Annotated in this window: 22 protein-coding genes, 3 tRNA genes and 1 other RNA gene; 14 read left to right on the forward strand and 12 right to left on the reverse strand. The window is 37.4% G+C overall.

Translation table 11 applies throughout. The features are described 5' to 3' along the window. Window position 1 precedes the first annotated feature (1 nt). From ACK1JC_RS11780 to ACK1JC_RS11795, 4 genes are all read right to left on the reverse strand, one after another. Window positions 2-76: transfer RNA gene (locus tag ACK1JC_RS11780), tRNA-Gln, on the reverse strand. A 4-nt stretch (window positions 77-80) separates the two neighbouring features. Beyond that, window positions 81-920, reverse strand: coding sequence for a 4-(cytidine 5'-diphospho)-2-C-methyl-D-erythritol kinase (gene ispE, locus ACK1JC_RS11785; RefSeq protein ID WP_409512065.1), 840 nt, complete (start codon window positions 918-920; stop codon window positions 81-83). Window positions 921-947: 27 nt separating this feature from the next. After that, a complete protein-coding gene (gene lolB, locus ACK1JC_RS11790; RefSeq protein WP_409512066.1) occupies window positions 948-1553 on the reverse strand; it encodes a lipoprotein insertase outer membrane protein LolB in 606 nt (201 codons plus the stop codon). A gap of 8 nt (window positions 1554-1561) precedes the next feature. Further along, on the reverse strand, window positions 1562-3274 hold the full coding sequence (locus ACK1JC_RS11795; protein WP_409512115.1) for a tetratricopeptide repeat protein: 1713 nt from the start codon (window positions 3272-3274) through the stop codon (window positions 1562-1564). A 78-nt stretch (window positions 3275-3352) separates the two neighbouring features. On the opposite strand from ACK1JC_RS11795, the gene hemA reads away from it, so the two are divergent. Continuing rightward, window positions 3353-4639 (forward strand): glutamyl-tRNA reductase, encoded by a 1287-nt coding sequence (gene hemA, locus ACK1JC_RS11800; RefSeq protein WP_409512067.1) that lies wholly within the window; start codon window positions 3353-3355, stop codon window positions 4637-4639. Between the two features lie 131 nt (window positions 4640-4770). Here the strand turns inward: hemA and ACK1JC_RS11805 are convergent, their stop codons facing one another. Further along, window positions 4771-6690 (reverse strand): DNA primase, encoded by a 1920-nt coding sequence (locus ACK1JC_RS11805; protein WP_409512068.1) that lies wholly within the window; start codon window positions 6688-6690, stop codon window positions 4771-4773. Window positions 6691-6848: 158 nt separating this feature from the next. After that, entirely contained in the window at window positions 6849-7892 is a 1044-nt protein-coding gene (locus ACK1JC_RS11810) for an outer membrane protein assembly factor BamD (RefSeq protein WP_409512069.1), read from the reverse strand. A 71-nt stretch (window positions 7893-7963) separates the two neighbouring features. Between ACK1JC_RS11810 and rluD the strand changes: the two genes are divergently transcribed. The 4 genes from rluD to ACK1JC_RS11830 all read left to right on the forward strand — a co-directional run bounded on the left by rluD (window position 7964) and on the right by ACK1JC_RS11830 (window position 12359). Continuing rightward, window positions 7964-9013, forward strand: a complete 1050-nt coding sequence (gene rluD / locus ACK1JC_RS11815) for a 23S rRNA pseudouridine(1911/1915/1917) synthase RluD (RefSeq protein WP_409512070.1) — start codon at window positions 7964-7966, stop codon at window positions 9011-9013. A gap of 109 nt (window positions 9014-9122) precedes the next feature. Then, complete coding sequence (gene pgeF / locus ACK1JC_RS11820) at window positions 9123-9863, forward strand: peptidoglycan editing factor PgeF (protein ID WP_409512071.1); 741 nt, start codon at window positions 9123-9125, stop codon at window positions 9861-9863. Between the two features lie 40 nt (window positions 9864-9903). Then, window positions 9904-10461 carry a flavodoxin family protein gene (locus ACK1JC_RS11825; RefSeq protein ID WP_409512072.1) on the forward strand — a complete coding sequence of 186 codons (558 nt, stop codon included), beginning with the start codon at window positions 9904-9906 and terminating at the stop codon, window positions 10459-10461. A 407-nt stretch (window positions 10462-10868) separates the two neighbouring features. Next, a complete protein-coding gene (locus ACK1JC_RS11830) occupies window positions 10869-12359 on the forward strand; it encodes a hypothetical protein (protein ID WP_409512073.1) in 1491 nt (496 codons plus the stop codon). Between the two features lie 67 nt (window positions 12360-12426). On the opposite strand, the gene smpB is transcribed toward ACK1JC_RS11830, so the two are convergent. Next, the gene (smpB, locus tag ACK1JC_RS11835) at window positions 12427-12903 is read right to left on the reverse strand and encodes an SsrA-binding protein SmpB (protein WP_409512074.1); all 477 of its coding nucleotides are present in this window, start codon (window positions 12901-12903) and stop codon (window positions 12427-12429) included. A gap of 139 nt (window positions 12904-13042) precedes the next feature. Here smpB and coaD point away from each other — a divergent pair, with 139 nt between their 5' ends. The 4 genes from coaD to ACK1JC_RS11855 all read left to right on the forward strand — a co-directional run bounded on the left by coaD (window position 13043) and on the right by ACK1JC_RS11855 (window position 14350). Beyond that, on the forward strand, window positions 13043-13534 hold the full coding sequence (gene coaD, locus ACK1JC_RS11840) for a pantetheine-phosphate adenylyltransferase (protein WP_409512075.1): 492 nt from the start codon (window positions 13043-13045) through the stop codon (window positions 13532-13534). A 1-nt stretch (window position 13535) separates the two neighbouring features. Further along, window positions 13536-13799 (forward strand): YfhL family 4Fe-4S dicluster ferredoxin, encoded by a 264-nt coding sequence (locus tag ACK1JC_RS11845; protein WP_409512076.1) that lies wholly within the window; start codon window positions 13536-13538, stop codon window positions 13797-13799. Window positions 13800-13825: 26 nt separating this feature from the next. Then, window positions 13826-14201: RNase P RNA component class A (gene rnpB / locus ACK1JC_RS11850), an RNA gene on the forward strand. Window positions 14202-14273: 72 nt separating this feature from the next. After that, window positions 14274-14350, forward strand: a tRNA-Met gene (locus tag ACK1JC_RS11855). A gap of 107 nt (window positions 14351-14457) precedes the next feature. Here ACK1JC_RS11855 and ACK1JC_RS11860 read toward each other — a convergent pair. Then, window positions 14458-14862, reverse strand: a complete 405-nt coding sequence (locus tag ACK1JC_RS11860) for a hypothetical protein (RefSeq protein ID WP_409512077.1) — start codon at window positions 14860-14862, stop codon at window positions 14458-14460. A 161-nt stretch (window positions 14863-15023) separates the two neighbouring features. Here ACK1JC_RS11860 and ACK1JC_RS11865 point away from each other — a divergent pair. Then, window positions 15024-15100, forward strand: a tRNA-Met gene (locus tag ACK1JC_RS11865). Window positions 15101-15454: 354 nt separating this feature from the next. On the opposite strand, the gene ACK1JC_RS11870 is transcribed toward ACK1JC_RS11865, so the two are convergent. From ACK1JC_RS11870 to ACK1JC_RS11885, 4 genes are all read right to left on the reverse strand, one after another. After that, on the reverse strand, window positions 15455-16513 hold the full coding sequence (locus ACK1JC_RS11870) for a hypothetical protein (protein WP_409512078.1): 1059 nt from the start codon (window positions 16511-16513) through the stop codon (window positions 15455-15457). Window positions 16514-16524: 11 nt separating this feature from the next. Beyond that, window positions 16525-18150, reverse strand: a complete 1626-nt coding sequence (locus ACK1JC_RS11875) for an NAD+ synthase (protein ID WP_409512079.1) — start codon at window positions 18148-18150, stop codon at window positions 16525-16527. 418 nt (window positions 18151-18568) lie between these two features. Beyond that, on the reverse strand, window positions 18569-19081 hold the full coding sequence (locus ACK1JC_RS11880) for a hypothetical protein (RefSeq protein ID WP_409512080.1): 513 nt from the start codon (window positions 19079-19081) through the stop codon (window positions 18569-18571). A 78-nt stretch (window positions 19082-19159) separates the two neighbouring features. Continuing rightward, window positions 19160-19987: an alpha/beta fold hydrolase gene (locus ACK1JC_RS11885; RefSeq protein WP_409512081.1), complete on the reverse strand. Its 828-nt coding sequence runs from the start codon at window positions 19985-19987 to the stop codon at window positions 19160-19162. 326 nt (window positions 19988-20313) lie between these two features. On the opposite strand from ACK1JC_RS11885, the gene ACK1JC_RS11890 reads away from it, so the two are divergent. The 4 genes from ACK1JC_RS11890 to ACK1JC_RS11905 all read left to right on the forward strand — a co-directional run bounded on the left by ACK1JC_RS11890 (window position 20314) and on the right by ACK1JC_RS11905 (window position 25380). After that, window positions 20314-21273: a metal-dependent hydrolase gene (locus tag ACK1JC_RS11890; protein ID WP_409512082.1), complete on the forward strand. Its 960-nt coding sequence runs from the start codon at window positions 20314-20316 to the stop codon at window positions 21271-21273. A gap of 490 nt (window positions 21274-21763) precedes the next feature. Then, complete coding sequence (locus ACK1JC_RS11895) at window positions 21764-22720, forward strand: metal-dependent hydrolase (protein ID WP_409512083.1); 957 nt, start codon at window positions 21764-21766, stop codon at window positions 22718-22720. 27 nt (window positions 22721-22747) lie between these two features. Beyond that, window positions 22748-23593, forward strand: coding sequence for an SDR family NAD(P)-dependent oxidoreductase (locus ACK1JC_RS11900; protein WP_409512084.1), 846 nt, complete (start codon window positions 22748-22750; stop codon window positions 23591-23593). A 92-nt stretch (window positions 23594-23685) separates the two neighbouring features. After that, a complete protein-coding gene (locus ACK1JC_RS11905) occupies window positions 23686-25380 on the forward strand; it encodes a flavin-containing monooxygenase (RefSeq protein ID WP_409512085.1) in 1695 nt (564 codons plus the stop codon). The last annotated feature ends 21 nt before the right edge of the window (window positions 25381-25401 follow it).

Here is a 25401-nt window from a genome sequence, read left to right on the forward strand (position 1 = left end):
ATGGCAGGGGCGGCTGGATTCGAACCAACGGATGCCGAGATCAAAACCCGGTGCCTTACCACTTGGCGACGCCCCTATCATTACACTTTAAATTGAACTAGTGGAGATTCATTCAAACTATTGACCAAATAGGCTTTATAGGGAGAATGATTTAACACTTCACTTACATTCATTTTTTCAGTGACTTCAACAAAAACACAAGCACCTGTACCTGTAAGCTTTGCTGTACCGAACTGATCTAAGTACCGCATCGCTACATCAACTTCTGGATATAAACTTCGTGCCACTGGCTCAAAGTTGTTTCCAAAACTGGATGGCTTAAGCTGATAGGCGCAAAATTTAGTAGGCTTTGTATCTCTTGTCAATGTTTTTTGTGAAAATAGCTGTTGGGTGCTGATAAAACACTCAGGTTTGATGATTATGTATTGTTTTTGATCTAAGTCTATGAATGATAAGTGTTCACCAATGCCTTCTGCCCATGCATTGCGTCCATGAACAAATACAGGTATATCCGCACCGAGTTGCAGACCTAAAGCAGCCAATTGATCAATACTTAATCCGCATTGCCAAAGTTGATTGACGATTATGAGGGTTGTTGCTGCATCAGATGAACCACCACCAAGTCCTGCACCCATTGGAATATTTTTTTCGAGGCGAATATTTAACCCTGTTTGTGCTTTAGCAAAGGGTTTAAGTATTTCGACTGCTTTGTAAATTAAATTTTGCTGTAACTCAACGCTGTTTAATCCATCAATGTGAATGGCATCATTTTCACTTGAATATTCTGTTTGTTCAAATTCAAGCCAATCGAACAAATCAATAAGCTGAAAAATAGTTTGTAGCTCGTGATAACCATCTGCACGACGACTGGTAATGTGCAAAAAAAGATTCAGTTTGGCAGGGGCAGGGACTCTGATCATGGATGATATATTCGATATAAAGGTGAATTAACGATTTTGTATTACCATTGTAATACGGTTTTCTTTACCACCTTCAAGTTGCTGTTTTAAAATTAACTTGTTGGGTAATGTGGCTTGATCGGCATAACTCAATGTAACATTCCAGCCATCTTCCTGAATTTGGTTGATACGTTGAAAGTCATCTTTGTTGATTTGTGCATTAGTCGTCGCAGGGCGTGCTTGTACCCAACTCACAATATGCCTAATTGGGGCAATCCAGCCTGTTGCTCGTTCAAGTAGTTCTTCTGGACTATCCGCAGTAACTTCGCCTGTTTTAGAGCTGTTTAAGGTCACCTGATTGGCATCACCTTCAATAATGGTTTTCCCAATACCTAAAATTCCAGTGAGTTGTATTTCGAATTTTTCTGCATGTTGCGTCCATGTGAAAAATGCACTGCCTGATTGTTGCGGGGTTTTAACGCCGATTTTACCTTGAAGATCAAAATTATTCTGAATGACTTCAGATGTACTTGACTCTGTGCCGAGTGGAGGTGTTACAGGTTGAATCGGTGCTTTAGTCACAGTTTGACAACCACTGAGGGCTAAGCCTGAAACAGTGGTTAAAATAAAAAGGGTATGGTGCAATGACGGCATGAATGAAATTAACTCTTTTTGCTGTGTGGGACTAACAATAACGAATCAAGTTGTTGTAATTGAGGATCGTCAGGTTGATTTTGTTTTATTTTTTGTAAAACAGATTCAAATTCATCTAGTGCACCTTGCATATACAACGCTTTGGCATAGCGTACGCCAATCGCATTGCTACCGCTGATTTGCCATGCTTTAGCGAGGACTTGAGCTGATGTATCAAAATCATTTTGTAAAAATGCAATATAACCTAAGGTATCTAAAATAGAGGCTTGATCGGGTGCAAATTCAAGTGCTTGTTCTGCATACTGTCTAGCCTCATCTAAACGTTTGTTTTGTAAGGCAAGTGTGTAGGCGTAAGCGTTGAGATATGTGGGGCTGTTCGGCTCTAAAATAAGTAGTTGATGTAAAGAACGATCAAGTTGTTCACTTTGAGTAAAGGGATCTAATAGTAAGACTTCTGAATATAAAATTTCAGGATCATCGGGTAGATTTTTAACAGCCTCAGTCAAAAGTCGCAATGCTGCTTTTTTATTGTTCATGCGTTTTAAAATTTCAGCTTGTGCCTGATAAAGAAAGCTCGCATGTTGCGGATAATTGACTCGTTCCTGTGTAAGAAAACGTAGAACATCATTAAGTTTATTTTGTTGTTCATAAATCGAGATCAAGTTACGCCGAGAAACGGTATATAAATTTCCATCGACCAAACGATAATAGGCTTTTGCTGTTTCTAGATGCTCTTTACGCTCAGCATTGACTGCTAAATAATAATAGGCTTCATTTTGATAACGTGCCGAATAACGCAGTTCAACTAAGTATTGTTCAGCGAGATCGTATTTTTTCAAATCAATCGCGGTTAAACCAGCAATGAACAGAGCTTCTTCTGCATCAGGCCATGTTTTGATGATTTTTTCAAGTTTTTCGAGTGCTGACTCAGCTTGATTGGTCTTAATTAAATAGCGAACTTCAGCAAGGCGTACTTCTAAATTATACTTATGCTTTTTACTACTTGTTTCGTACCATTTGAGCGTGGCTTTATCATCGCCTAAAGCCATAAGTAGATTGGCTTTCATGAGGATAAAGCCTGTTACTTTAGGGCGTTTTCGGAGGGCTTTATTGACGGTTTTTAATGCGAGTTCAATCTCATTGTTCTGTGCTTCAAGACCCGCAATTAAAATTAAAACAGAAGGATTTTCTCGCTCTTTACTGGTGCGTAAAGTGTCAAGTAGGTTTTGACGATCTTCTTCAGACTCAGGTGAAATACCTTCTAGAATTTTTTCTAAGTCAGCATTGGCATCGAGGGTTAAAATACTATCGAGTGTCTCGGCAGCAAGTTCATATTCGTGTGATTTTAGCGCAATATGTGCCAAATAAAATTTGGCAGGAACGTCTTCTGGTTCTTGAACAACCCAGTGAGTGGCAATATCGAGTGCAGATTGTAAGTCATTTTGTTCAATCGCAATATTTAAAGCACGTTGTTTAACTGAAGTTGAATTACTACGAATTGCCAAGACGGTATAGTTGTGCAATGCTGTTGCAGTATCATGGTAAGCCAATGAAAATTCAGCAATCATGCTTTGTTTAATGGCATCTGTATTTGAACGAGCATGAGAAAACTGTTCGGATGCTCGGATATGAGCACTCGAAGCCATGCTACCGACAAGTAAGAATGTGGTAGAATACTGTCTAATTGTCGTGCCGGTACTTCGGCTATTCATTTGACGCAATTTTTGTTTATCCAAGTAATGCTTTTTATGACACCTTTATTGCACAATAGCATAATTTTAGTGAATTGATGATCTGATATGTCTTTCTTTGCATTGGGCGTCAATCATCAAACTGCTTCAGTTGAGCTTCGAGAGCAGATCGCTTTTAATCCTGAGCGACTAAAAACGTTGCTTGCGGAGCAGAGTCAGTGCGCCCATTTAAATGATATGGTCGTGGTTTCTACCTGTAACCGCACAGAAGTCTATGCCATGGCAGATAATGCCGATATGGTATTAGATTGGCTCGCCCAAACCAATGGTGTTGATGTCAAACAACTTGCCAATCATGTTTACCGCTATGAAAACACCGAAGCTGTTTCACACTTAATGCGTGTTGCAAGTGGACTCGATTCACTGATGCTGGGTGAGCCACAAATTCTTGGGCAAGTAAAAACAGCATTATCACTTGCCAAAGATGTTGATACTGTTTCGCAAGATTTAAATAAAATTTTTGAATATGCTTTTTATGCTGCCAAACGAGTGCGCTCAGAAACAGCAGTAGGAAGTCATGCAGTTTCGATGGGTTATGCGGTTGCACAGTTAGCATTACAAGTCTTTAGTAAACCTGAAAAATTGACAGTGATGGTCGTCGCTGCAGGGGAAATGAATAGTCTTGTTGCTAAACATTTAGCAGAAATGGGTGTGGCTAAAATTTTGATTTGTAACCGTGGGCAGGAACGTGCTGAAGCATTGGCACAAGAAATTTCTCATCGTGTTTCAGTAGAAATTATTCCATTTGATGAACTTGCAAACAATTTACACCGTGCAGATGTGATTTGTAGTTGTACCGGAAGTTTGCATCAGGTGATTGCTTTTACAGATGTCAAAGTGGCTTTAAAGAAACGTCGTTATCAGCAAATGCTTATGGTCGATTTAGCTGTACCTCGTGATATTGACCCCAAAGTAGATAGCCTAGATGGTGTCTATTTATATGGTGTAGATGATTTGCAATCGGTGATTGATGACAATCTCGCACAGCGTAGACAAGCAGCTGTAGAAGCTGAAATAATGGTGAATCAGTTAGTGACACAATTGGTGACACAACAAAAAATTCATCAGGCAGGTGGCGTGATTAGTCACTATCGTGAGCACGGAGAACAACAGGCACAGGAAGAGTTGGCTTTTGCTTTGGAACATTTAAAAGCAGGTGAGTCAGCAGAAAAAGTGCTTGAAGACTTTGCACATCGTTTGACACAAAAACTTTTACATCCAACGTCTATGTTGTTACGTAATGCGGCGCAAGATGAAGATCCATCGCATTTGGAATGGTTGCAAGAACATCTGAGTGAAATTTTTGATCATCAGCGTAAACCAAAATCGCATTAAATTTTTGATTGATCTATAAGAATAAGTACAAAGAATATGCAATATAATAAAAAGCTTAATCATAATAAATTTATGATTAAGCTTTTTATTATGACTCGTCTTTTTATCAAGCCAATAAGATGATCTATAATTTAGCTTAATGTCAGTTTTAGCCCGATCCGTTTTGTGAGGTTATTGAGTTGTTGACGTAAGTTTCGCTTTTCAATCAGTGTAGTCGATGCCTTAATTTTTAAACGTAGATATTTTTCTTGTAAAGCAAGTGAGTATTCAGAAGCTAAATTATCTGCGATTTCGGGTGCATCAATGAGTGTTTCAATGTTGGTACGTTGGATAATCGCTGCAAGTTCATGCTGATACGCACTACACGCACCTAAAATGTAGTAGGTTGCGAGTTCTTGGTCATTGGGTAAGTGATCAAAGATAGTGTCAAAAATAGCTAAAATATGCGACAGCAGTTCATCTGTTGGTAGTAATGCACGTAGCACTTCAAAATGAATGTATAAAAATGGATGATGCATCAATGTAGCGATTGCAAAATCTTCATCACGCATACTGATGTTGAATGACAGCGATGCATCAACGCTAGCGGGTGGTTGCCATTTTTTGTTAAAACCAAGTTTTTCTCTAAAAAACTGACGTAATAAATAACGATATGAACCCTGTTTAGGAAGGAGCTCAACCATTGGGTTGAGCTCAGCCATTACCTGACTTTTACCTTCAGGCGTGGTGATGTCATAATTTTGACTGAGCAAAGCAAACATAAAGTCTGATAATAGTGGTGAGCCTTGCCAAAGTTTATGAAAGGTTTCGATGCCTTCTTTACGAATTAGAGAGTCAGGATCATGCTCTTTAGGTACAACAAAGAACTTTAATTCACGACCATCATTGAGTAATGGCAGTGCAATTTCAAGTGTTCGCCGTGCAGCTTTTTGTCCTGCAGCATCACCATCAAAGGCAATTGTAATTTGATTATTTTGCTTAAATAACGTGGTTAAATGCTCAGCATTACTTGCTGTACCGAGTGTTGCCACTGCACCATAAATGCCATATTGCTGTAGCGCAATAACATCCATATAGCCTTCAACCATCAACCATTGATTGGCTTTTTGCTTACGACCTTCAAATAGACCGTATAACAACTGATTTTTATGAAAAACTTCAGAGTCAGGTGAGTTGATATATTTGGGTTTGATTTCATCATTCAGCGCACGACCACCAAAGCCAACGACACGACCTTTGACATCACGAATGGGGAAAATGACCCGTTCACGAAGTAAATCAAACTCTCGACCATTGTCACTCGTACGAATTAAGCCAACCAGTTTGAGACCTTCAATATCTTGAGGAAAGGCTTTTTCAAGATGTTGCCAATCTTCAGGGGCATAGCCTAAGCGCCAATATTGAATGGTTTCAGAACTGAGCCCACGCTTTTTAAAATATTGCTGTGCAATTTTGCTCTGTGGTAATTGTTTCTCGTAAAATTGAGCGACATTTTCAAGTAAATCGTAAAGATTTCCTTCCTGTTGTATTTGTAGCTCAGGATTGAAATCATGCTCATACATGCCATCATAATCAGGCGTGTTTTGAAAAGCCTCAAAAGGATCGATCTCAAAAAAAGATGTTGATGATATATCTACAGGTTGGTTTTGCGGTACGGTTTTTTGAGCACTGCTATTTTGTGTGTTGTTATTTGCTGTAATCTGTGTCTTTGGTTTCGGTGCTTCACGTTTATACGATAGCTTTTTATTATCGACATTGTCTTTTGGCAGTTCGATACCAGTTTGGCTCGATAAATCTTTCATCACATCAATAAAGTTGCGATGATCAATATCCATCAAAAAGCGAATGGCATTACCGTTGGCTTGACAACCAAAACAATGAAAATACTGTTTGTCTTGATAGACATGAAACGATGGCGATTTTTCCTGATGAAAAGGGCAGCAACCTGAGTAGGTACGTCCTGTTTTTTTCAATTTCACACGCTGACCAATAAGATCGACAATATCTGTACGATCAAGAATTTGGTCAATAGTGTGCTGAGGAATTGCCATAAATATAAAGCCGAATGAACAAAGTTAAACTGGGATGGTCAGTTTAACAGAAAAAGAGTTCAGCCCATAAAACAAAAAAGACAGGTATATTGCCTGTCTTTTTTTGGTACTTATTTTGAACAACGATGTTTTAAATCACCATTGAATGCATCGAATGTTTAATTCTGCGGTCGTTGTTTGTCATATAGACTTTCACCCGCAGGTGCATAATCACTTGGTGCTGTACTTTGATCAGGACGATCAAGTAAACCAAAACTCATACGATTTAAAAAACTTGGATCTGTGCTTTGAGTACTCGGTGCTTTTGTACCACTATTCACTACAGTTTCTGCTGTATTTACGTTTTCAGCTTTTTGACCCAAAATACCAAGCGTTGCTTTATTCCACCAACTGCCTTCATTACGTGCAGCACGTAAATTCACTTCGCCATTAGATTTAACTAAGCGGGGATAGTTGAGTTTGAGTGTTTCAATATATTGTTGAGCTGTTGCTTTATCGCCTAATTTTTCATAGCCATAAGCCATTGTTGCCAAAGCTTCTGGTATTTGTGGAGATTGTGGATAATGTTCAATCACCCACTGAGCGCGCTCAATTGCAGCCAAATATGCTTTACGTTTTATGTTAAAACGTGCGGTATTCATTTCACTTTCAGCAAGTTCCTGACCAATGAATTTCATCCGTTGCGCAGCATCTACAGCATACTGACTGCTTGGATAACGGCGAATAAAATCGACAAAGTTTTGATAAGCGACTTTCATATAGCTGACATCACGGTGCGATTGTTGCAATGATGTATAACGTAACAAGCTATCGTAGTTCATTTCCATATTTGCCACACCACGAATGTAATACGCATAGTCAGCATTTGGGTGTTGTGGATTTAAACGAATGAAACGATCTGCAAGGGCAATTACGCCTTCATAATCTTTTTGCTTAAATTTTGTATATAAAAGTTCAAGCTGTGCTTGCTGTGCATAATTCCCCGTTGGGTAATATGTATCAATGGCTTCTAATGATTTTACAGCATCGCCATATTGCCCTTTACTGAGGGATTTCATCGCACTATCGTAATAAATTTTTTCACTAGATTGTGGCCCAGTGTCAACGATCTCTTTCTTTGGATTACTGCTACAGCCGACTAAAGCCATTGCTAAACCCAAAGATACAGCGAGCATCGTAACTTTATAACGTGGTAGCGACATAAAAATTCCTCTGTTTATACGGGCAATAGGCTACAATTGCGCTATTAAACCACTTTTGTCCGAATGAGCAAATGACTTCAGCACAATCTTCTAATTCTAACTTTTCAGAAAATGACTTCTTACTCGAAGATTCTGAGGATGCAGATAATCATAATTCCGCTTCAACTGCAACACGTTTATCGTTGCAATTTCAACTGGATGAAAGCTATCTAGGGCAACGTATTGACCAAGTGGCAGCACTAGTTTGGAATGACTTTTCTCGTGAAAAACTCAAGCAATGGATGAAAGACGGCCATTTGTTGGTAAATGGTAACATCGTTAAGCCAAAATATAAGTGCGAAGGCACTGAAATGTTAACGCTTGAAGTTGAACTTGAGGTACAAACTGCAGCGCAGCCTGAAAATATTCCATTGAATATTATCTATGAAGATGACGATATTATGGTCATCAACAAGCCTGTTGGTATGGTTGTACATCCAGGGGCGGGTAATCCGAATGGTACACTTGTCAATGCCTTGCTCTATCACTACCCAAAAGCTGCCGAATTGACGCGCGCAGGTTTGGTACATCGTATCGATAAAGACACAAGTGGTCTTTTGGTTGTGGCTAAAAATCTCGAATCTCAGTTTTCACTTAGCAAACAATTGGCTAGAAAAACGGTTTACCGTATTTATGATTTAATTTGCTATGGCAACATTATTGCGGGTGGCACCATTGATGAGCCGATTAAACGCCATCCTGTAGACCGCATTAAAATGGCGATTCTACCAGGTGGACGTGATGCGGTAACGCATTTTAATGTCAAAGAGCGTTTCCAAAACTTTACTCGTGTGCAGGCGCAACTTGAAACGGGACGTACCCATCAAATTCGTGTGCATTTTAGTTATTTAGGTTTCCCATTGGTGGGTGATCCTGTGTATATGAGCCGTGTAAAAGTGCCTGCAGGTGCATCTGAAACCTTAACGGATGCATTGCGTGGCTTTAAACGTCAGGCATTACATGCAACTAAATTGGGCTTAGTTCATCCTAAAACTAAAGAGGAAATGATGTTTGAAGCGCCTTGGGCTGAAGATTTCACTGAATTATTGGAAATTTTACGCACTGAAAATAAAGCCTATTGATACATAGTTTGAATGTAGGTTTGGAATGCCATTCAATGAAAATGGCATTTTGAAAAGGACATGGATAACATCAATTGGGATGCATCCATCACATCATCAGGAGATTGATATGCAATTTGTTCAAGGGTTGCCGAAAGGGGTCTATGTTGGGCAGACACAGATTCAACATGCCAAAGCATTAGAGACTGAACAGCCTGAACTCGCAGGATTTAATCTTGCATTGCATGTCAATGACTTGCCTGAACGTGTACAGCAACATCGGATGATTTTACTCGATGATTTTGCTGAATACGGTGTGAATAAAATCACTTGGATGACTCAAACACACAGTACTATTTGTCATACAATTAATAATGAAATATGTTTTGAAGCCTTAATTGGCGATGGTTTGGTGACACAGTCTGCGCAACATGCCTTAATGATGATGACAGCCGATTGTTTACCTATAGTTTTAGGCAATGCTGATGGTACAGAAATTGCTAATTTACATGCAGGTTGGCGTGGTTTAGCAGGTGGTATTATTGAAAACACCATTACTGAAATGAAGAGCCAGCCGACTTGGGCATGGATGGGAGCGGCGATTAGTCAACCATGTTTTGAAATTGGTGCAGAAGTAAAAACGGCTTTTTGTCATAAATATCCTGAACTTGAAACTGCGTTTAAAGCAGGTGAACAGGATGGAAAGTTCTATGCAGATCTTTATGCAATTGCTCGTTATATTTTAAATTTACAGGGTATTACAATGGTATTGGGTGGCGATCAGTGCTCTTATGGGCAAGATCAAGACTTTTATTCATATCGCCGTGATGCCAAGACAGGGCGTATGGCAACATTCGTCTTTATGCAATAATTAATGTTAAACTGAACTAAATTTGTTTATTTTTATTGATATGTCCTTATCTTCCCGTTCAGTTGCAATCGTTTATCACAGTCCCTATGGTCATACTGAAAAAGTTGCACAATATATTGCACAAGGTGTAACTCAGTCAGGAATGACTGTGCATTTAATGCAAATTGATGCGGTTGATTGGGACGCTTTAGATCAATCAGATGCGATTGTTCTCGGCTGTCCAACGTATATGGGGAGTCTGACCTCAAATTTAAAACAATTTATGGAGCAGTCTTCAAAGCGTTGGTTGGCACGCTCATGGCAAGGTAAACTTGGAGCAGCGTTTACCAATGGAGGTGGATTAAGTGGTGATAAACTAGCAGTTTTACAGCAAATTAATCTTTTTGCCATGCAACATGGTATGTTATGGACAGGCTTACCCATGATGCCAACAGGGCGTAGTGGGACAGATTTAAACCGTATGTCGAGTTTTCTAGGCTTGATGACTCAATCGGACAATGCATCTGCTGAAGTAACACCACCATCGGGTGATTTAGAAACAGCAAGGTATTTTGGTGAGTATATTGTTCAAGTCTTAAATAGAATAACCCCATTATGAATAATCTTACATGAGATCAATGAAATAAGTGGTTAATCATTATTGTATGATTCAAAATATCAATATATGAAAAGCGAGGATTATCCTCGTTTTTTTGTTCTTATTTGGTTGTCAGATAAGTGGTATGTCATAAAATGCTAATAAGAAAAATTAAACAATAGATTGTTAAAACTTTAATTCAATTGAAATTTTATCAAATAAATAATTTTTAAAGATGTGTGTTTAAGAATAAAGCGTGATTGGATTATCAATTATGTGTTTTCTTGCCAATGCTGATGTTATATTGTTGCTTGATAATTATTCAATAAAACTAAAATTAAGCTATAAAAATAAAATGGAGTGTTATTTTAATGGTTAGACATACAACATTTAAACTTTCATTTTGCGCTTTTCTCGTATTGGGAGGGATGCAAAATACTTTCGCTGATGCAAAACAATTAACTGAATTATCTGATAAAGAAATGTCACAAGTAGAGGGGCAAGCTTTAATGAGTCTGTCTTATCTTGCACCGACTGATGCTAAGAACCCAATGAAAAATATTACGGGTAATAATATTGGGTTTTATAAATTGGGGATGGAGGCTGAACTTGAGCTTAATGCCAATATTAAAAATCTACAATTGGGTTGTGGTGGTGTAAATGGTGCAGGTGCTTGTGATATTGATATTAAAAATCTAGCCTTGAGTGGTTTGCCTAGTTCTTATGACGGCAATGGCGTACCTGTATATGACAACGGACGTGCAGCAACGAGTGGGAAAATTACCAATCCATTTATGGAGTTTGCAATTAGCAACCCGATGTCATCTTCAACTCGCGAAATTAAAGGTCTACGCTTTAGTGCAGAAAAAATTAACGCCTTACTTTCTGCAGGATTAGAAAATAATTCAGTTGCATCTACAACAGACGGGATTCAACGATTAAGTGGATTTATGCAAATTGCGGGGACGACGGGTACAGCCTATACACAACAAACTACATTTGGTCTAACTCAGACTCAGCAATTGGGTGGTGTAGCAAGATTATGTGTAGGGTTAATCGGGGGGTGTGGATTAGCCGATACCGATATTAATTTTAGCAGTAAGCCAACATCTACAGCTTCAACAGGGATTACAGTTCCTTCGGTTTCAACAGATTTCACGATTAATCCATTCACGATTAATGGCACACGCCAGACAAAAGCAATGGTGAATGACATTAGAACAGTATTGAGTAAAATTCCAATTGCAGCTGATAGTGCAGGGCAATACTCATCGAGCTTATTTACAAATGATGTTTTGGAAGTTGATTTGAATTGTAATAACGTGAGTGGTCGAGGTTGTGGTCTTATTACAGCATTGAAAGATACCGCCAAATTTAAAATGGGCAAAGATTCAGCGATTACAAATTTAAATTTAAGTATCGACTTTGAACAATCTTTAAGTATGTTTCACAATATTCCATTAACAGGTACAGGCGGATACTTATCTTTACAATCTATTGCATTATTGTGGCCAGGAGCAACTGTGAGTACGGCAGATGCTGGTAAGACCAGTCTAAGTCAAATGAGTGGTAATACTGATGTGGCACAAAAAGGGTGGTGGATGTCTTTTGCAGATCCAGTACAACTTGGTAAGTTGAATGTTACACAACCGATTATTCTTGATGATGCAATTTTAGCTCAGGTTGCTCAACGCGTTACACAAACTTTAACACCTGATTATGTCAATAAGCCTAAAGCCAATGCCAGATATTTAACTGATGTAATAAGTTTATTGGCAGATAACCCACTAACATCAACAATTCAAGCTGACTTAAATTCCTCTACTTTAGTCAATCCTGTCTATTTTAAGTTACAAAATCAACAATTGGGTAACCAAAAAGTAGTATCGAACTGTTATGGCAGTTTAAAGTTTTGCTAAATTGATTATCTAAAAACAAAAAAACTCCGAATTTTGGAGGTTTTTTGTTTGAAAGAGTGATTTAAAATTACTTGTGAAATAAACGGGCTTTATCACGTTGCCAGTCACGGTCTTTTTCAGTTGCTCGTTTATCATGCAATTGCTTACCTTTTACCAAAGCAATTTCAAGTTTCGCCAAACGACCCTTCCAATAACATGCAAGTGGAACGCAGGTATAACCTTTTTGGTTAATTGCGCCCATGAGCTTTTCAATTTCACGGCGAGAAAGAAGCAGTTTACGTGTACGTGTCGCTTCAGGTACGACATGTGAAGAAGCCGTTAACAATGGTTGAATTTGAGCACCAAAAAGATACGCTTCATTGTTTTTAAAAGTAATATAACTTTCAGTGATGGTCATGCGTCCAGCACGTAACGATTTGACTTCCCAACCTTGTAGTGAAAGTCCTGCTTCAAATTTTTCTTCAACGAAATAATCGTGGCGTGCACGTTTATTCTGTGCAATTGTGCCACCATTATTTTTTTTAACGACAATATTTTTCGACATAATACAAAAATTCCAGGAATGTCTTATTGTGCCTCAAACTTGCTCCGAGGTGAAGTCATTTCAATTGTCGTAGATAGTTCGCTAAGTGCATAGTTTTTGATAAACTATAAGTATACATAACAAAGCAGAGTACAAATGGATGTCTAAAACTCGTGTCATCTATCCAGGAACATTTGATCCAATTACCAATGGTCATGTTGATTTAGTTGCCCGTGCGGCAAGAATGTTTGATGAAGTTGTTGTGGCGATTGCCATTGGACATCATAAAAATCCTGTGTTCAGTTTAGAAGAGCGGGTTAATTTGGCAAAAATATCACTTAAACATTTGCCTAATGTTGAGTTTGTTGGCTTTGATGGTCTGTTGGTTAATTTTGCTCGTGAACAAAATGCTACAGCTGTGTTACGTGGTTTGAGAGCGGTTTCTGATTTTGAATATGAATTTCAGCTTGCAAATATGAACCGTCAATTAGACCATCATTTTGAAACGGTGTTTTTAACACCATCTGAACAATTTTCTTTTATTTCTTCAACGATGGTACGTGAAATTGCTCGTTTAAAGGGTGATGTTAATAAGTTTGTACCACCCTGTGTTGTAGAAGCTTTTGCACGTAAACATCAACAAGGCTGGTGAAGTGTCTTTAATCATTACCGATGAATGTATCAATTGCGATGTCTGCGAACCTGTGTGCCCAAATGAAGCGATTTTTATGGGCGCAGAGATTTATGAAATCCATCCAAATTTGTGTACTGAATGTGTAGGTCATTTTGATCAACCGCAATGTGCATTATTTTGTCCTGTTGACTGTATTCCGAACGATCCTGATCATGTGGAAAGCCAAGATGAGTTAATGGATAAATATAAAAAGTTAATTGCTCAAAAAAGCACAAGCAATTAAGTAAAAAATTTGGTAGCATACGCCCCGAAGTGAGCCAGACGATCGCTGCTGTGTAGATCTCCGTGATTGAAACAGGGGAGGAAAGTCCGGGCTTCGTAGGGCAGGGTGCCAGGTAACGCCTGGGCGGTGTAAACCGACGGCAAGTGCAGCAGAGAGTAGACCGCCTTCGTATCGTTTCTTTTCGGAGAAATGGAAGGTAAGGGTGAAAGGGTGCGGTAAGAGCGCACCGCGTGTCTGGTAACAGTTCACGGCAAGGTAAACCCCACCAGAAGCAAGACCAAATAGGAATCCTGAGGCACGGCCCGTGCTGGATTCGGGTAGGTCGCTTGAGCGTATGAGTGATTGTACGCCTAGAGGAATGATCGTTCTCGACAGAACCCGGCTTATCGGCTCACTTCGTTAAATTTTGATCAATTAGACGCAGAAGTACTTGACGTTAATGCAAGGAAAATACATAATGCGCGCACAGTTTACGGCTATGTAGCTCAGTTGGTTAGAGCACCGCACTCATAATGCGGGGGTCACAAGTTCAAGTCTCGTCATAGCCACCATTTTTATAGACCACGTTTCATAACGTGGTCTCTTTTTTTCTGAAATTTGAGTTACTTAAAATTATTAATGAAAATTATGATTCATTTTAAAATATATTTTAAAAAAATTATTCACATTGAATCATTGAACTATCAAGTTTGATCTTCGGAAATTCTTGCTCATATTTTTTTAAGATTTTTTCTTTTTCTTGTTCATCAAAAATTTGATTTTGTAATTGATCTATTTGTTTAGCACTGAGATGTAGATGCGCACAATGTAGTGCAATTGAATTTTCTTTACTAATACTCAATTTTTGGTCATCTGGAATTGTGTCAATACGAACTAATTTTTGCTGAGCTTTACTGAGTTGAGCCATACTTCGTTTTTGCTGCATACTCAGGAGTTGGTGATTGTTAATCCATTTTGCCACATCCATACGTACACCATTGTAATCGACAAAAATGGGGCTAATGAGCTGACAAGCACCAAGCATTGGAATAAACATGGCAATAAGTAAATATTGAATACGCATAAGATTATCTCGTTGGATTATTTTACTATTGTGCATCGTCTTTAGAGTAAATATGTATTAATTTTAAACATTTGATTATTGGTTGTTTAAACTATGATCATTGTATTTAAACAGGACTTGACGCATGGAGCAGAAATTTAGATAATGCGCCCACAGTTTACGGCTATGTAGCTCAGTTGGTTAGAGCACCGCACTCATAATGCGGGGGTCACAAGTTCAAGTCTCGTCATAGCCACCATTTTTATAGACCATGCTCACTGCATGGTCTTTTTTTTTGCATTATTTTAAAATTAAAAATATTGTTTAATATTCGTCGGATAGACTCAATTTACTTAGCAGTTCGTTTTGTCAGCGAGTAAAATTTTTAATTGAATCCGTTCGCATTGTTCAGTGCTTAAACAAAAATAACCATCAATGATGGTTCGTCATCGTATTCTTCCAAAGTGTCTATAATTGCAAGATACAGGTAGGTTTTTCTTAATAAATTTGCCTATTTTTATATATCTTGTCTATGTTATTGGGCATTGATCATTAAAATCATCATTCAAATTTTTAAAATAGGTGATCGTTATTAAAATAAAAACTTTAAATGCTATTCAATAGATTTATTTGAAGCCAAATAGTTTTCAATGAATTGTTGCGTCGCTTGATTGTGATAGAAAGGTGCAATCAGCGATTGAATAATGTCATCGAGAAGGTTATGCGTATCGAGAGCACCCAAGCAATACGGTATAAAGCGATCTGCTTCTATAAAAAGGTCATTTTCATTTAACCCAACAGAATGCAATAACGCTTGTAGGCTGTATTCGCCAAAATACTCATAAAATGCTGCAACAACATTCAAAATGAGGGCTTGCATGAAATCAGTTTGGCGTAGCTCTTTCCATGTTTCATAAACTAAAATAAAGAACTCTTCAAAGTCGATAGACTCAACTTGAGAAAGCATTTCTTTGAGCGAGTGTTGTTTCACTTCATCCCAAATATAGGTTGCAATATCTGCTAAATCTTCATTCGGTAATAAAATGATTTGGCTGACTTGTTTGCGAATAGCAGTTGCAAGTTGTTGTTCGAGCTTTAGTTCAATATTTTGTTGTTGATCCTGAATGAAGCTTAGTACTTTGCTTCCAATATTGCTTTGTTTGCTATTGTATTGGCGCAGTTGATTGAGCCAAGGGGTATTACTTTCTAGAATTTGATTGGCAAGCTGTAAGCTGACATGTTGAATTTGGGGGTTATGTTGTAAATTGTCTTGAATATAATCTTTGAGTTGCTCTAACTCTAAAATTTTAAATAACCATAATTCAAAACTTTCATCGGACAATAAGTCATGCAAAATAGTATGACTGTTGACTGAAAATTTATGAGTCTTTTGAGCGACAAAACCAATAAACTCAAGAATGTCAGCACCTAAATTGAGTTCAAAAGCATACTTTTCAACTACAGCATTGAGTTGTTCAAGCTGAATAATATCTTTAAGTAAAATTTGATCTGCATGGCGATAAGATTGAGAAATAAAATTTCGAATATATGTTTTATTTTCAGGCTGTAAGAGTTGTTGTTTGATGAAACGAACTTGCTCAAGCAAAAGTGCTTGAGCAAGATTCTGTGCTAGGTTCTGAGTAAAACCTGTAGGAGAAGGGGAATTACTCATTACCATAGACTTTATACTCCAGCTTTCCAACCATTGACGATTGGGTAGCGACGTTCACGGCTAAATGCGCGTGAAGTAATACGTGGACCAATTGCACCTTGGCGACGTTTATGTTCGTTGCGATCAACAAGAAGAATGACTTTCTCAACGACATCTTTGTCAAAACCTTTGGCAATGATGTCGTCTTGGCTTTGATCTTCTTCAATGTATGCATACAAAATTGCATCGAGTACATCGTAAGCAGGTAGAGAATCTTGATCTTTTTGATCAGGACGTAGTTCTGCAGATGGTGGGCGAGTAATCACACGCTCAGGAATGACAATAGTATCACCGACAGTATTACGGTATTTTGCCAATTCAAAAACAATGGTTTTATACACATCTTTGAGAACTGCAAAACCGCCAACCATATCGCCATACAGTGTGCAATACCCGACAGCCAATTCAGATTTATTGCCTGTAGATAGAACTAAATTACCAAATTTATTTGATAAACCCATCAATAATGTACCGCGAGCACGTGCTTGAAGATTTTCTTCAGTTGCATCGGCAGGTGAATTACCAAAGAATGGGAACAGCGTTTGCATAAAGCTATTTACGATAGGATGAATTTCCGCAATACCAAATGTCACCCCCATACGTTTTGCTTGCTCAGTGGCATCTTCAACGCTAATTTGTGAGGTATAGGTATAAGGCATCATCACGGCTTGTACTTTGTCTGCACCAATCGCATCAACAGCAATGGCTAAGGTCAAAGCAGAGTCAATACCCCCTGATAGACCTAAGATTACACCAGGGAAGCCTGAGCGTTGAACATAATCACGTGTTGCCATCACAAGGCTTTGGTAGATTTCTGCCATAGTACCAAGTACAGGAACTGCTTCAGAAAGTTTGTAGGCTTTGTTTTCAATTTGATATTCAGCAATGCTTAAACTTTCTTGGAAACTTGGCGCTCGTAGTGCAACATCACCTGAATTGTTGATGACAAAACTTGTGCCGTCAAAAATTAGATCATCTTGACCGCCAACTTGGTTGGTATAAACCAAGTGCAAGTTAAGTTGCTTGGCTAATTCTTGTAATGTATCAATACGATGTTGTGGTTTACCAACTTCATAAGGAGAAGCGTTGAGTACCAATACTGTTTCAACATTGAGTTGTGCAAGTTGTTGTGCTGTTTGTAGTGACCAAACATCTTCACAAATCAGTACACCAAATTTGTGCCCAAGGTATTCAAAGACAAGGTGTTGATGACCTTCTGTGAAATAACGTTTTTCATCAAAAACGCTATAGTTTGGTAAGTTTTGTTTATTATAAACACCCAAAACTTGTCCATCTTTCATCACAGCGGCAGCATTATGGCGTTGACCATCTTCAGTTTGATTGACAAAACCAAAAACCATCACAATATCTTTTACTGTGGCAAGTTGTTCAAAGGCTTGCTGAGTTCGTTTGTGTAAACTTGGGCGAAGCAGAAGATCCTCTGCGGGGTACCCAAGAACTGATAATTCAGGAAAAACAATCAGTTCAGCATTTTGTGCTTTTGCCGCATTGGCTTGTTCAATCATGCGTTGAACATTAGATTCGATATTGCCGATATACGGTGAAAATTGCGCTAGAGCAACTTTAAAGCTTTTCATTTACAGTTAGTCCTATTCCAATAGGGTTTATACACAATTTGATGATATTTATGGAAATTATTTTTTCAACAATGTGTATTTAGATACAAAAAAATATTAAAATGTGCAATAAGTAATCAAGAAAATAATCAGTAAATCTTTATTTTCTTGCGAGGTAAAAATTACAGACCTTGACTATTCTAACGAAAATAAAAACAGATGCTATCAGTAACTTGCAAGTAATCTGCTAGAAACCAATATATCACTGAATTTATAATATTTTTATATTTATAAATAAAGATTTTTTGTAGAAAAATGCTAAATTTTATTCAGTGATGTTTGAAAATAGAACATTTATGTAAGTGTTAGTTTTTTTACGGGCTTGATGGTCTTTTACGCGAGTTTGTTAGATGAATTGAGGTAATGAATATTTGTGCATTTAGACCACAGATGAATTTGATGTCTTGGTTGATAAAATGATGTTATCAATACGCTTAAGGAAAATATCTCGAGCAATATCACCTTGTTGTTCAATATTATAAGCGGAGTAAGGTTTATTTGTTTTTAACTGATATTTATATGGATTGTATTTCCCAAGGCTTAAATACAGCGCCGATTGAAGTATTGCACCTTTGAACAGAACATTAATTTTTTGTTGGTGTTGGTAGATATGTGCCATTTCATGGATAAACAGTGCTTGATCAATTAAAGGCTGTGTTGAAAAATCGTCGCAATAGTCAGGATCTTTGAGATAAATCCAACCGTCAGGTGCCATACACATCCCAACAGGTTGCCATGGTAGGTATGGGTGATTCATCACAATTACTTGATCGTAATCAATTAAATTTGCAAATACACTTTGGCAAATTTGAATTTCGCCAAGCGTGAGTTTACGCCATTTAAAATTTTCTAAATTAAGCCATTTCATGTAACGAAGAACAAAGTTCAACATGGTTATTGTCAAAGTGTACAAGAGATTCATTTATTATAGAGAAACTGTCCGTTTTAGACAGTCTCTGAAATGCAATTTCTAAACTTGCTCATTTGCTGTGTGATTGAGTTGCGTAAAATCAGTCAATTTTTCTAGGAATTGAGTAATTATAGCTAACACTTCTTCAGGTTTTTCTTTATGTGGCATGTGATGGGTATTTTCCATGATGTATAACTGTGAGGGAGCGGGACTACTTTTAATATATTGTTGTGGTTGGTTGAGAGAACCATATTCATCAAGTTCACCGTGAATGATGAGCATTGGACATTGTATTTTTTGTAAATATTCATCTAATGTCCAATGTTTAAATGCTTCAGATAGCCATGTTTCAGTCCAAGCATCTAAAACCCATTGTGCTTTTTCACCATGATATTTTTTTAAGCGATCTAATTGTCCATCTTGTTTAAATATTTCCTTAGCTTCACGAATGCCTGAAAGTGTGAGCTCTTCGACCATAGATTGTGCAGACATGGTGATTAATGCTTTGCAACGTTCTTGATAATAGGCTGCACAACAACTTGCCATACCACCACCGACACTATGCCCCATGATCATAAAATTTTGAATATTTAATTGTTGTAAAATTTCAGCAAAAGCCTCAGTCGCTTCAGTAGAAACAAAGTCTACTGCTAAGGTGTTGGTGTGGATTGAAGACTGTCCAAAACCTAATCGATCATAAGCAATTACTTTTTGTTCAGTAACCTTTGCCAGTTCTTCAGGAAAATCTCGCCAAAGTTGTACTGAACCTAGTGAATCATGGAGCAGGATAATGGGTATATCACTTTTAAATCGCTCAGGTTGCCATACTTTTACATAAAGTTTTGCATTGATTGTATTTAGGTCGATCCATGATTCACTTATTTGCATTTTTATCTCTATTTTATCGTTTAAAACGTCTGAATCACCATAACGATTATTTAAAGTACTATTCAAGTAATGTAGCGTGAAAATCATTGTTCTCATGGGTCACATACAAAAGACAATTGTTTTTTAATATGATTTTAAAAAGACTTATTTGTTAGACAAACTAAAAAAGGCATTTATTGCTAATCAATTGACCTAAATTGCTAAAGGTATTTCAGACGAGATGTTTTAGTTTTGTGGGGAATGAAACATGGTTTTTCTGAAAGTGTGAGTTTTGGCATTAGCGCAATCAAGTATCCATGACCTATCGAAAATAAAGAGAATCTCCTATGTTGTTAGTCAAACCAGTCAAAAAAGTATTCGCAAAAATATTTCCAACAGTGATTCCAGATTTAAAAGATCGCATGGCGGATATTCCCATTCGCCATTTTAATTTCAATTTTAAATCCGAAGAAATTGATGTTAAATTTTTCATGCAAAAGGAGTGGGCGACAGCGTATTTTGCAGCATTGTCGATATTTTTGACCTATGGTGAAGAGTTGGTTATTGAAACTGCACGTCATCATCGTGATCAGATTAAAGACCCTGTGCTTAAACAACGTCTAACTAGCTTAATTGGTCAAGAAGCGATTCATTCAAAAGTTCATGATGAATTTAATGATGCCTTAATTCCACGCAATATGCCTGTGCGATTGTATCGATTTTTGGCAGAGCAAGTATTTAGTTACGGGCTTCTGAAATTTCCACAACCACTCAAATTGTCTATGATGGCAGGTATTGAACATTTCACTGCTGTATTTGCAGAATATGCCATGAATAATGAGGAAATATTCACAAGCTCGCTTGATGATAAACAGCGTGGTTTATGGATGTGGCATATGCTTGAAGAGTCTGAACATAAAGATATCGCATACGATACTTATCAAGTACTTTCAGCAAACTACCCATTACGTGTAGCAGGCTTTTTTATTGCATTAATTGTATTGGGTGTAGGTGTAGGGGCGGGTGCATTATTCCTTCCATTTTTACGCCATCCATTAAATACTGTCAGCCCAAGTTTTTGGAAAGAAGCTAAAGGGAGTTGGGATTTATTATTCGGTTTAAAAAATGGGGTTTTTGGAAGTAGCTTAGGACATATATTTGATTATTTACGTCTAGATTTCCATCCTAACGATCATGATACAACTACACTATTGGAGCATTACAAAAAAGAATTGCTAGATCCTGAAACAGGGACTTTAACTCCTTTTTTTGTGAAAGAGTTTACTCCACCAATACGTTTATCCTAAATTGACTTAAGTGATGATAAAGCCCAAATATAAAATTTGGGCTTTATCATTTAGGGAGATTGAAATTCATTTATATGCATTTTTGTATTAGGTAGAGTTGATTGTTTTGCTGAAATACTGAGGCTGTAATTATAGTCATGTTTGTATCAAAAAAAGTCATTCAGATTATCATGGTCGCTAAATGACGAATACATTTGAGCTAATTTCATGGAATGTCAATTCAGCAAACTTTTTTATTATTATCTGTATTTAAATTTATCAAATGAGGTCAATTATTGTTATTAAGAGCAAGTAAGAAGACGATTGTCTAACAGTTTGGTTGAATAGGCATAAATTGCTAATGGATTGACCTAAATTGCTAATGGTGTTTCATAAACCTTAGCTTATTTTTATTATAACAAAGTAGATTTTTTACTCAAAAGGCGATCTATTTGGCTACATTAAAATAGTGAAATGGATTTCCAAATTCAACAAATAAAGAGTATTTGCCATGTTATTTACTAAGCCTATTAAGAAAGCTGTTACTAAAGCTTTTGCTGCAGCACCTTTTAGTTTGGACAAACAATCGCCGATTATTCCAATCCGCCATATGAAGTTTGATTTTGATCCAAAATTGCTTGATCCAAAATTTTATATGAATGCTGAGTTGGCAAGTGCATATTTTGCATCATTGTCTATTTTTTTAACGCGTGGCGAGGACTTGGTCATTGATACAGCACGTTATCACCGTGACTTCATTACCGACCCATTATTAAAACAACGTGTGACTTCACTGATTGGTCAAGAAGCGATTCATTCCAAAATGCATGAAGAGTTAAATGACGCTTTTTTAGAGCTTGATTTGCCTGTGAAATTATTTCGTTTTCTAGCAGGTTATGTGTTTGAGTATGGCCTTGAGCGTTTACCACAACCGATGAAATTATCGCTTATGGCAGCGATTGAGCATTTTACAGCGGTACTTGCTGAATACATGATGAATCATGAAGAAATATTCTTTCGTTCACAAGATGAAAAGCAACGTGCGATTTGGATGTGGCATATGTTAGAAGAATCTGAGCATAAAGATATTGCTTTTGATGTTTATCAAACCTTGTCAAATAACTATGCATTACGTATTGCTGGATTCTTTCCTGCCTTAATTACAATTTTAATGCTGATTTCTGCCGCATCTATTTTAGTGCCGTTTTATCGTAAACCATCAAATTTGGTCAGTCTAAAATATTGGAAAGAAATTCCATATAACTTCCGTCTGATTTTTGGTTTAAAAGATGGTGTATATGGCAGTACATTGGGGCATATTTTTGATTATTTACGTCCTGATTTTCACCCAAATGATCATGATACAAGTGAATTTTTGGCATATTACAAAGAGAAATTATTGAACCCTGAAACAGGTGTTCTTACGCCATATATGACGAAAGAATTTTATCCTGCACTACGTTCTTAAAATAAAAAAGATGGATGATTAGAAGATATGGGTATTTTTTCAAAAAAGCGTTTACCAAGTCAAAATGCGTATGCTGTTGTAACGGGTGCAGGTAGTGGAATTGGTCGTAGTTTTGCATTAGAACTTGCAAAACGTGGTGGAAGTGTTGTTTGTGCAGACATTAACTTGGATGCTGCGAAAGAAACAGTCAGTTTGATTACGTTACAAACTTCAGGAAAGGCATTTGCTGTGCAATGTGATGTGACTGATAAAGCTCAAGTTCTAGCTTTATCTGAGCACGCAGAAGAGTTATTGAAACATTCCGTTAGTTTAATTATTAACAATGCGGGAGTTGGCTTGGGTGGTAAGTTTGATGAAGTTTCTCTTGAAGATTGGCAATGGTGTGTAAACATCAATCTTTGGGGTGTTATTTATGGTTGTCACTACTTTGTACCAAAGTTTAAAAAGCAAGGTTATGGTGCAATTATTAACGTTGCTTCGGCGGCAGGTTATACCGCTGCGCCTGAAATGACGGCTTATAATGTGACCAAATCTAGCGTATTGGCGCTGTCCGAAACACTGTCTGCGGAACTGCGTAAAGATAAAATTAGTGTCAATGTACTTTGTCCAACACTTGTACCAACCAATATTATGAAAAATGGTCGCCTACCAAAGCAGTATGCAGGTTTAGCAGATGATTTACTAATGAATCATGCTTTTACAACGAGTGATCAAGTTGTAATTAAAACCTTGAATAATTTGGATGCAGGCAAGCTTTACACCATTCCACAACCTGATGCAAAACTGTTCTGGCTGTTGAAACGTGCTTCGCCAAGTTTGTATGCAAAAGCATTGGGTGTGGGATATCCTGTGTTTAATAAGTATTTTAAATAAGACATTGAATAATGGCACGAATATTTAAATAACGTCATTATTTAAAACAACCACAAAAGTATTTTGTACGAATAGAATATGAGTAAAAAAGCATGAGCAATGAAGCGACACAAGATGTATTGTTGGCAGAGAACACGACAGATAAACCAAAACCAACACGGAAAAAGACCATAGAAAAAGCGACTGAAGCTGTCGTAGCAAAATCAGAAGTAAAAGTTGAGCCAAAAGCTGAAAAGTCAGTAGAAGCGATAGCGAAAACTGTACAAAAAGCTGAAACGACACAAAAATCTGAAGTTACAACTGAAAAAGTACCTGTGACTAAAACTGAAAAACCTGTTCATGTGTATGACACCATTGTTATTGGTGCGGGGATTTCGGGTATTGCTGCTGCCTATAAAATGAATCAGGCAGGGTATCACGATTATATTGTGCTGGAAAAAGCAAGTCGCGTTGGTGGTACATGGCGTGATAATAATTATCCAGGTTGTGGTTGTGATGTTCCTTCTGCGGTTTATTCATTTTCTTTTTCACCAAGCCACAAGTGGAGCCACTTATTTGCCAAGCAACCTGAAATTTTAGATTATTTAGAAGAGGTTGTAGCAAAATTTAATTTGGGTGGAAAAATCGAATTTAATAATGAGCTGCTAAGTGCAAAGTGGGATAAAGCCAATCACATTTGGAATCTAGAAACCTCAAAAGGTCTATATCAAGCAAAAACTGTCGTGTTTACGACAGGTCCAATTACAGAACCATCGATGCCAAAAATTAAAGGTATTGAGTCCTTTAAGGGGGAAATGTTCCATTCTGCGCGTTGGAATCATGACGCTGACCTGAAGGGCAAGCGTATTGCTGTGATTGGTACGGGTGCATCTGCAATTCAGTTTATTCCTCAAGTTCAGCCTATGGCAAAAGAATTAATTGTATTTCAACGTACTGCTCCTTGGGTGTTGCCAAAAGCAGATATGGACTTGAGTGACAAAGCGAAAGGTTTAATTGGAAAATATCCTGTTATTCAGGAAACATGGCGTAAAAGTATTGTCCAAATTTTAAATGGCGTTAACTTTGGCTTGCGTAATCCGAAAATATTAAAACCGATTAATGTGTTGAGTCGTCAGTTGTTACGTTTGCAAATTAAAGATGCAAAATTACGTAAAGACGTTACGCCGAATTTTGATATTGGTTGTAAGCGTCTATTATTCGCAAATAATTATTACCCAACTTTGCAACAAGACAATGTAAAACTTGTGCCACATGGTTTAGTTGAAATAGATGGCAATACCGTCATTTCTGCCAATGGTGAACGCCATGAAGTCGATGTGATTATTCTTGGAACTGGTTTTGAGGTGTCACATCCTCCGATTGGTAAGCGTGTTTATGATGCCGATGGCAAAGTCCTTGCAGACCGTTGGAAAGATACTTCACCTGAGGCATTTTTAGGAGCAAGTCTTGAAAATGTACCTAATGCCTTTTTGGTATTGGGTCCAAATATTTTGGTTTATGATTCATTTATTGGTATTGCAGAAGCACAAATTGATTACATTGTCAGTGGTTTACTGAAAATGCGTGATCAGAAAATCAAACGTTTTGACATTAAAAAAGATGTCATTACAATGCATAATATCAAAGTACAAAAGCATTTGAAGACTACAGTATTTAATGCGGGTGGTTGCAAGTCTTATTATTTAGATCAGAATGGTCGTAACTTTGCTGCTTGGCCATGGTCTTTGCAAGAGTTGAAAAATCAACTGAAAGATCTAGATTTAAATAAATACAATGTTGCGTCTTAATATTTGAATGCTATAACTCAA

The organism is Acinetobacter sp. TY2 (assembly GCF_046269225.1).
In the GTDB taxonomy this organism is placed as follows: Bacteria; Pseudomonadota; Gammaproteobacteria; order Pseudomonadales; family Moraxellaceae; genus Acinetobacter.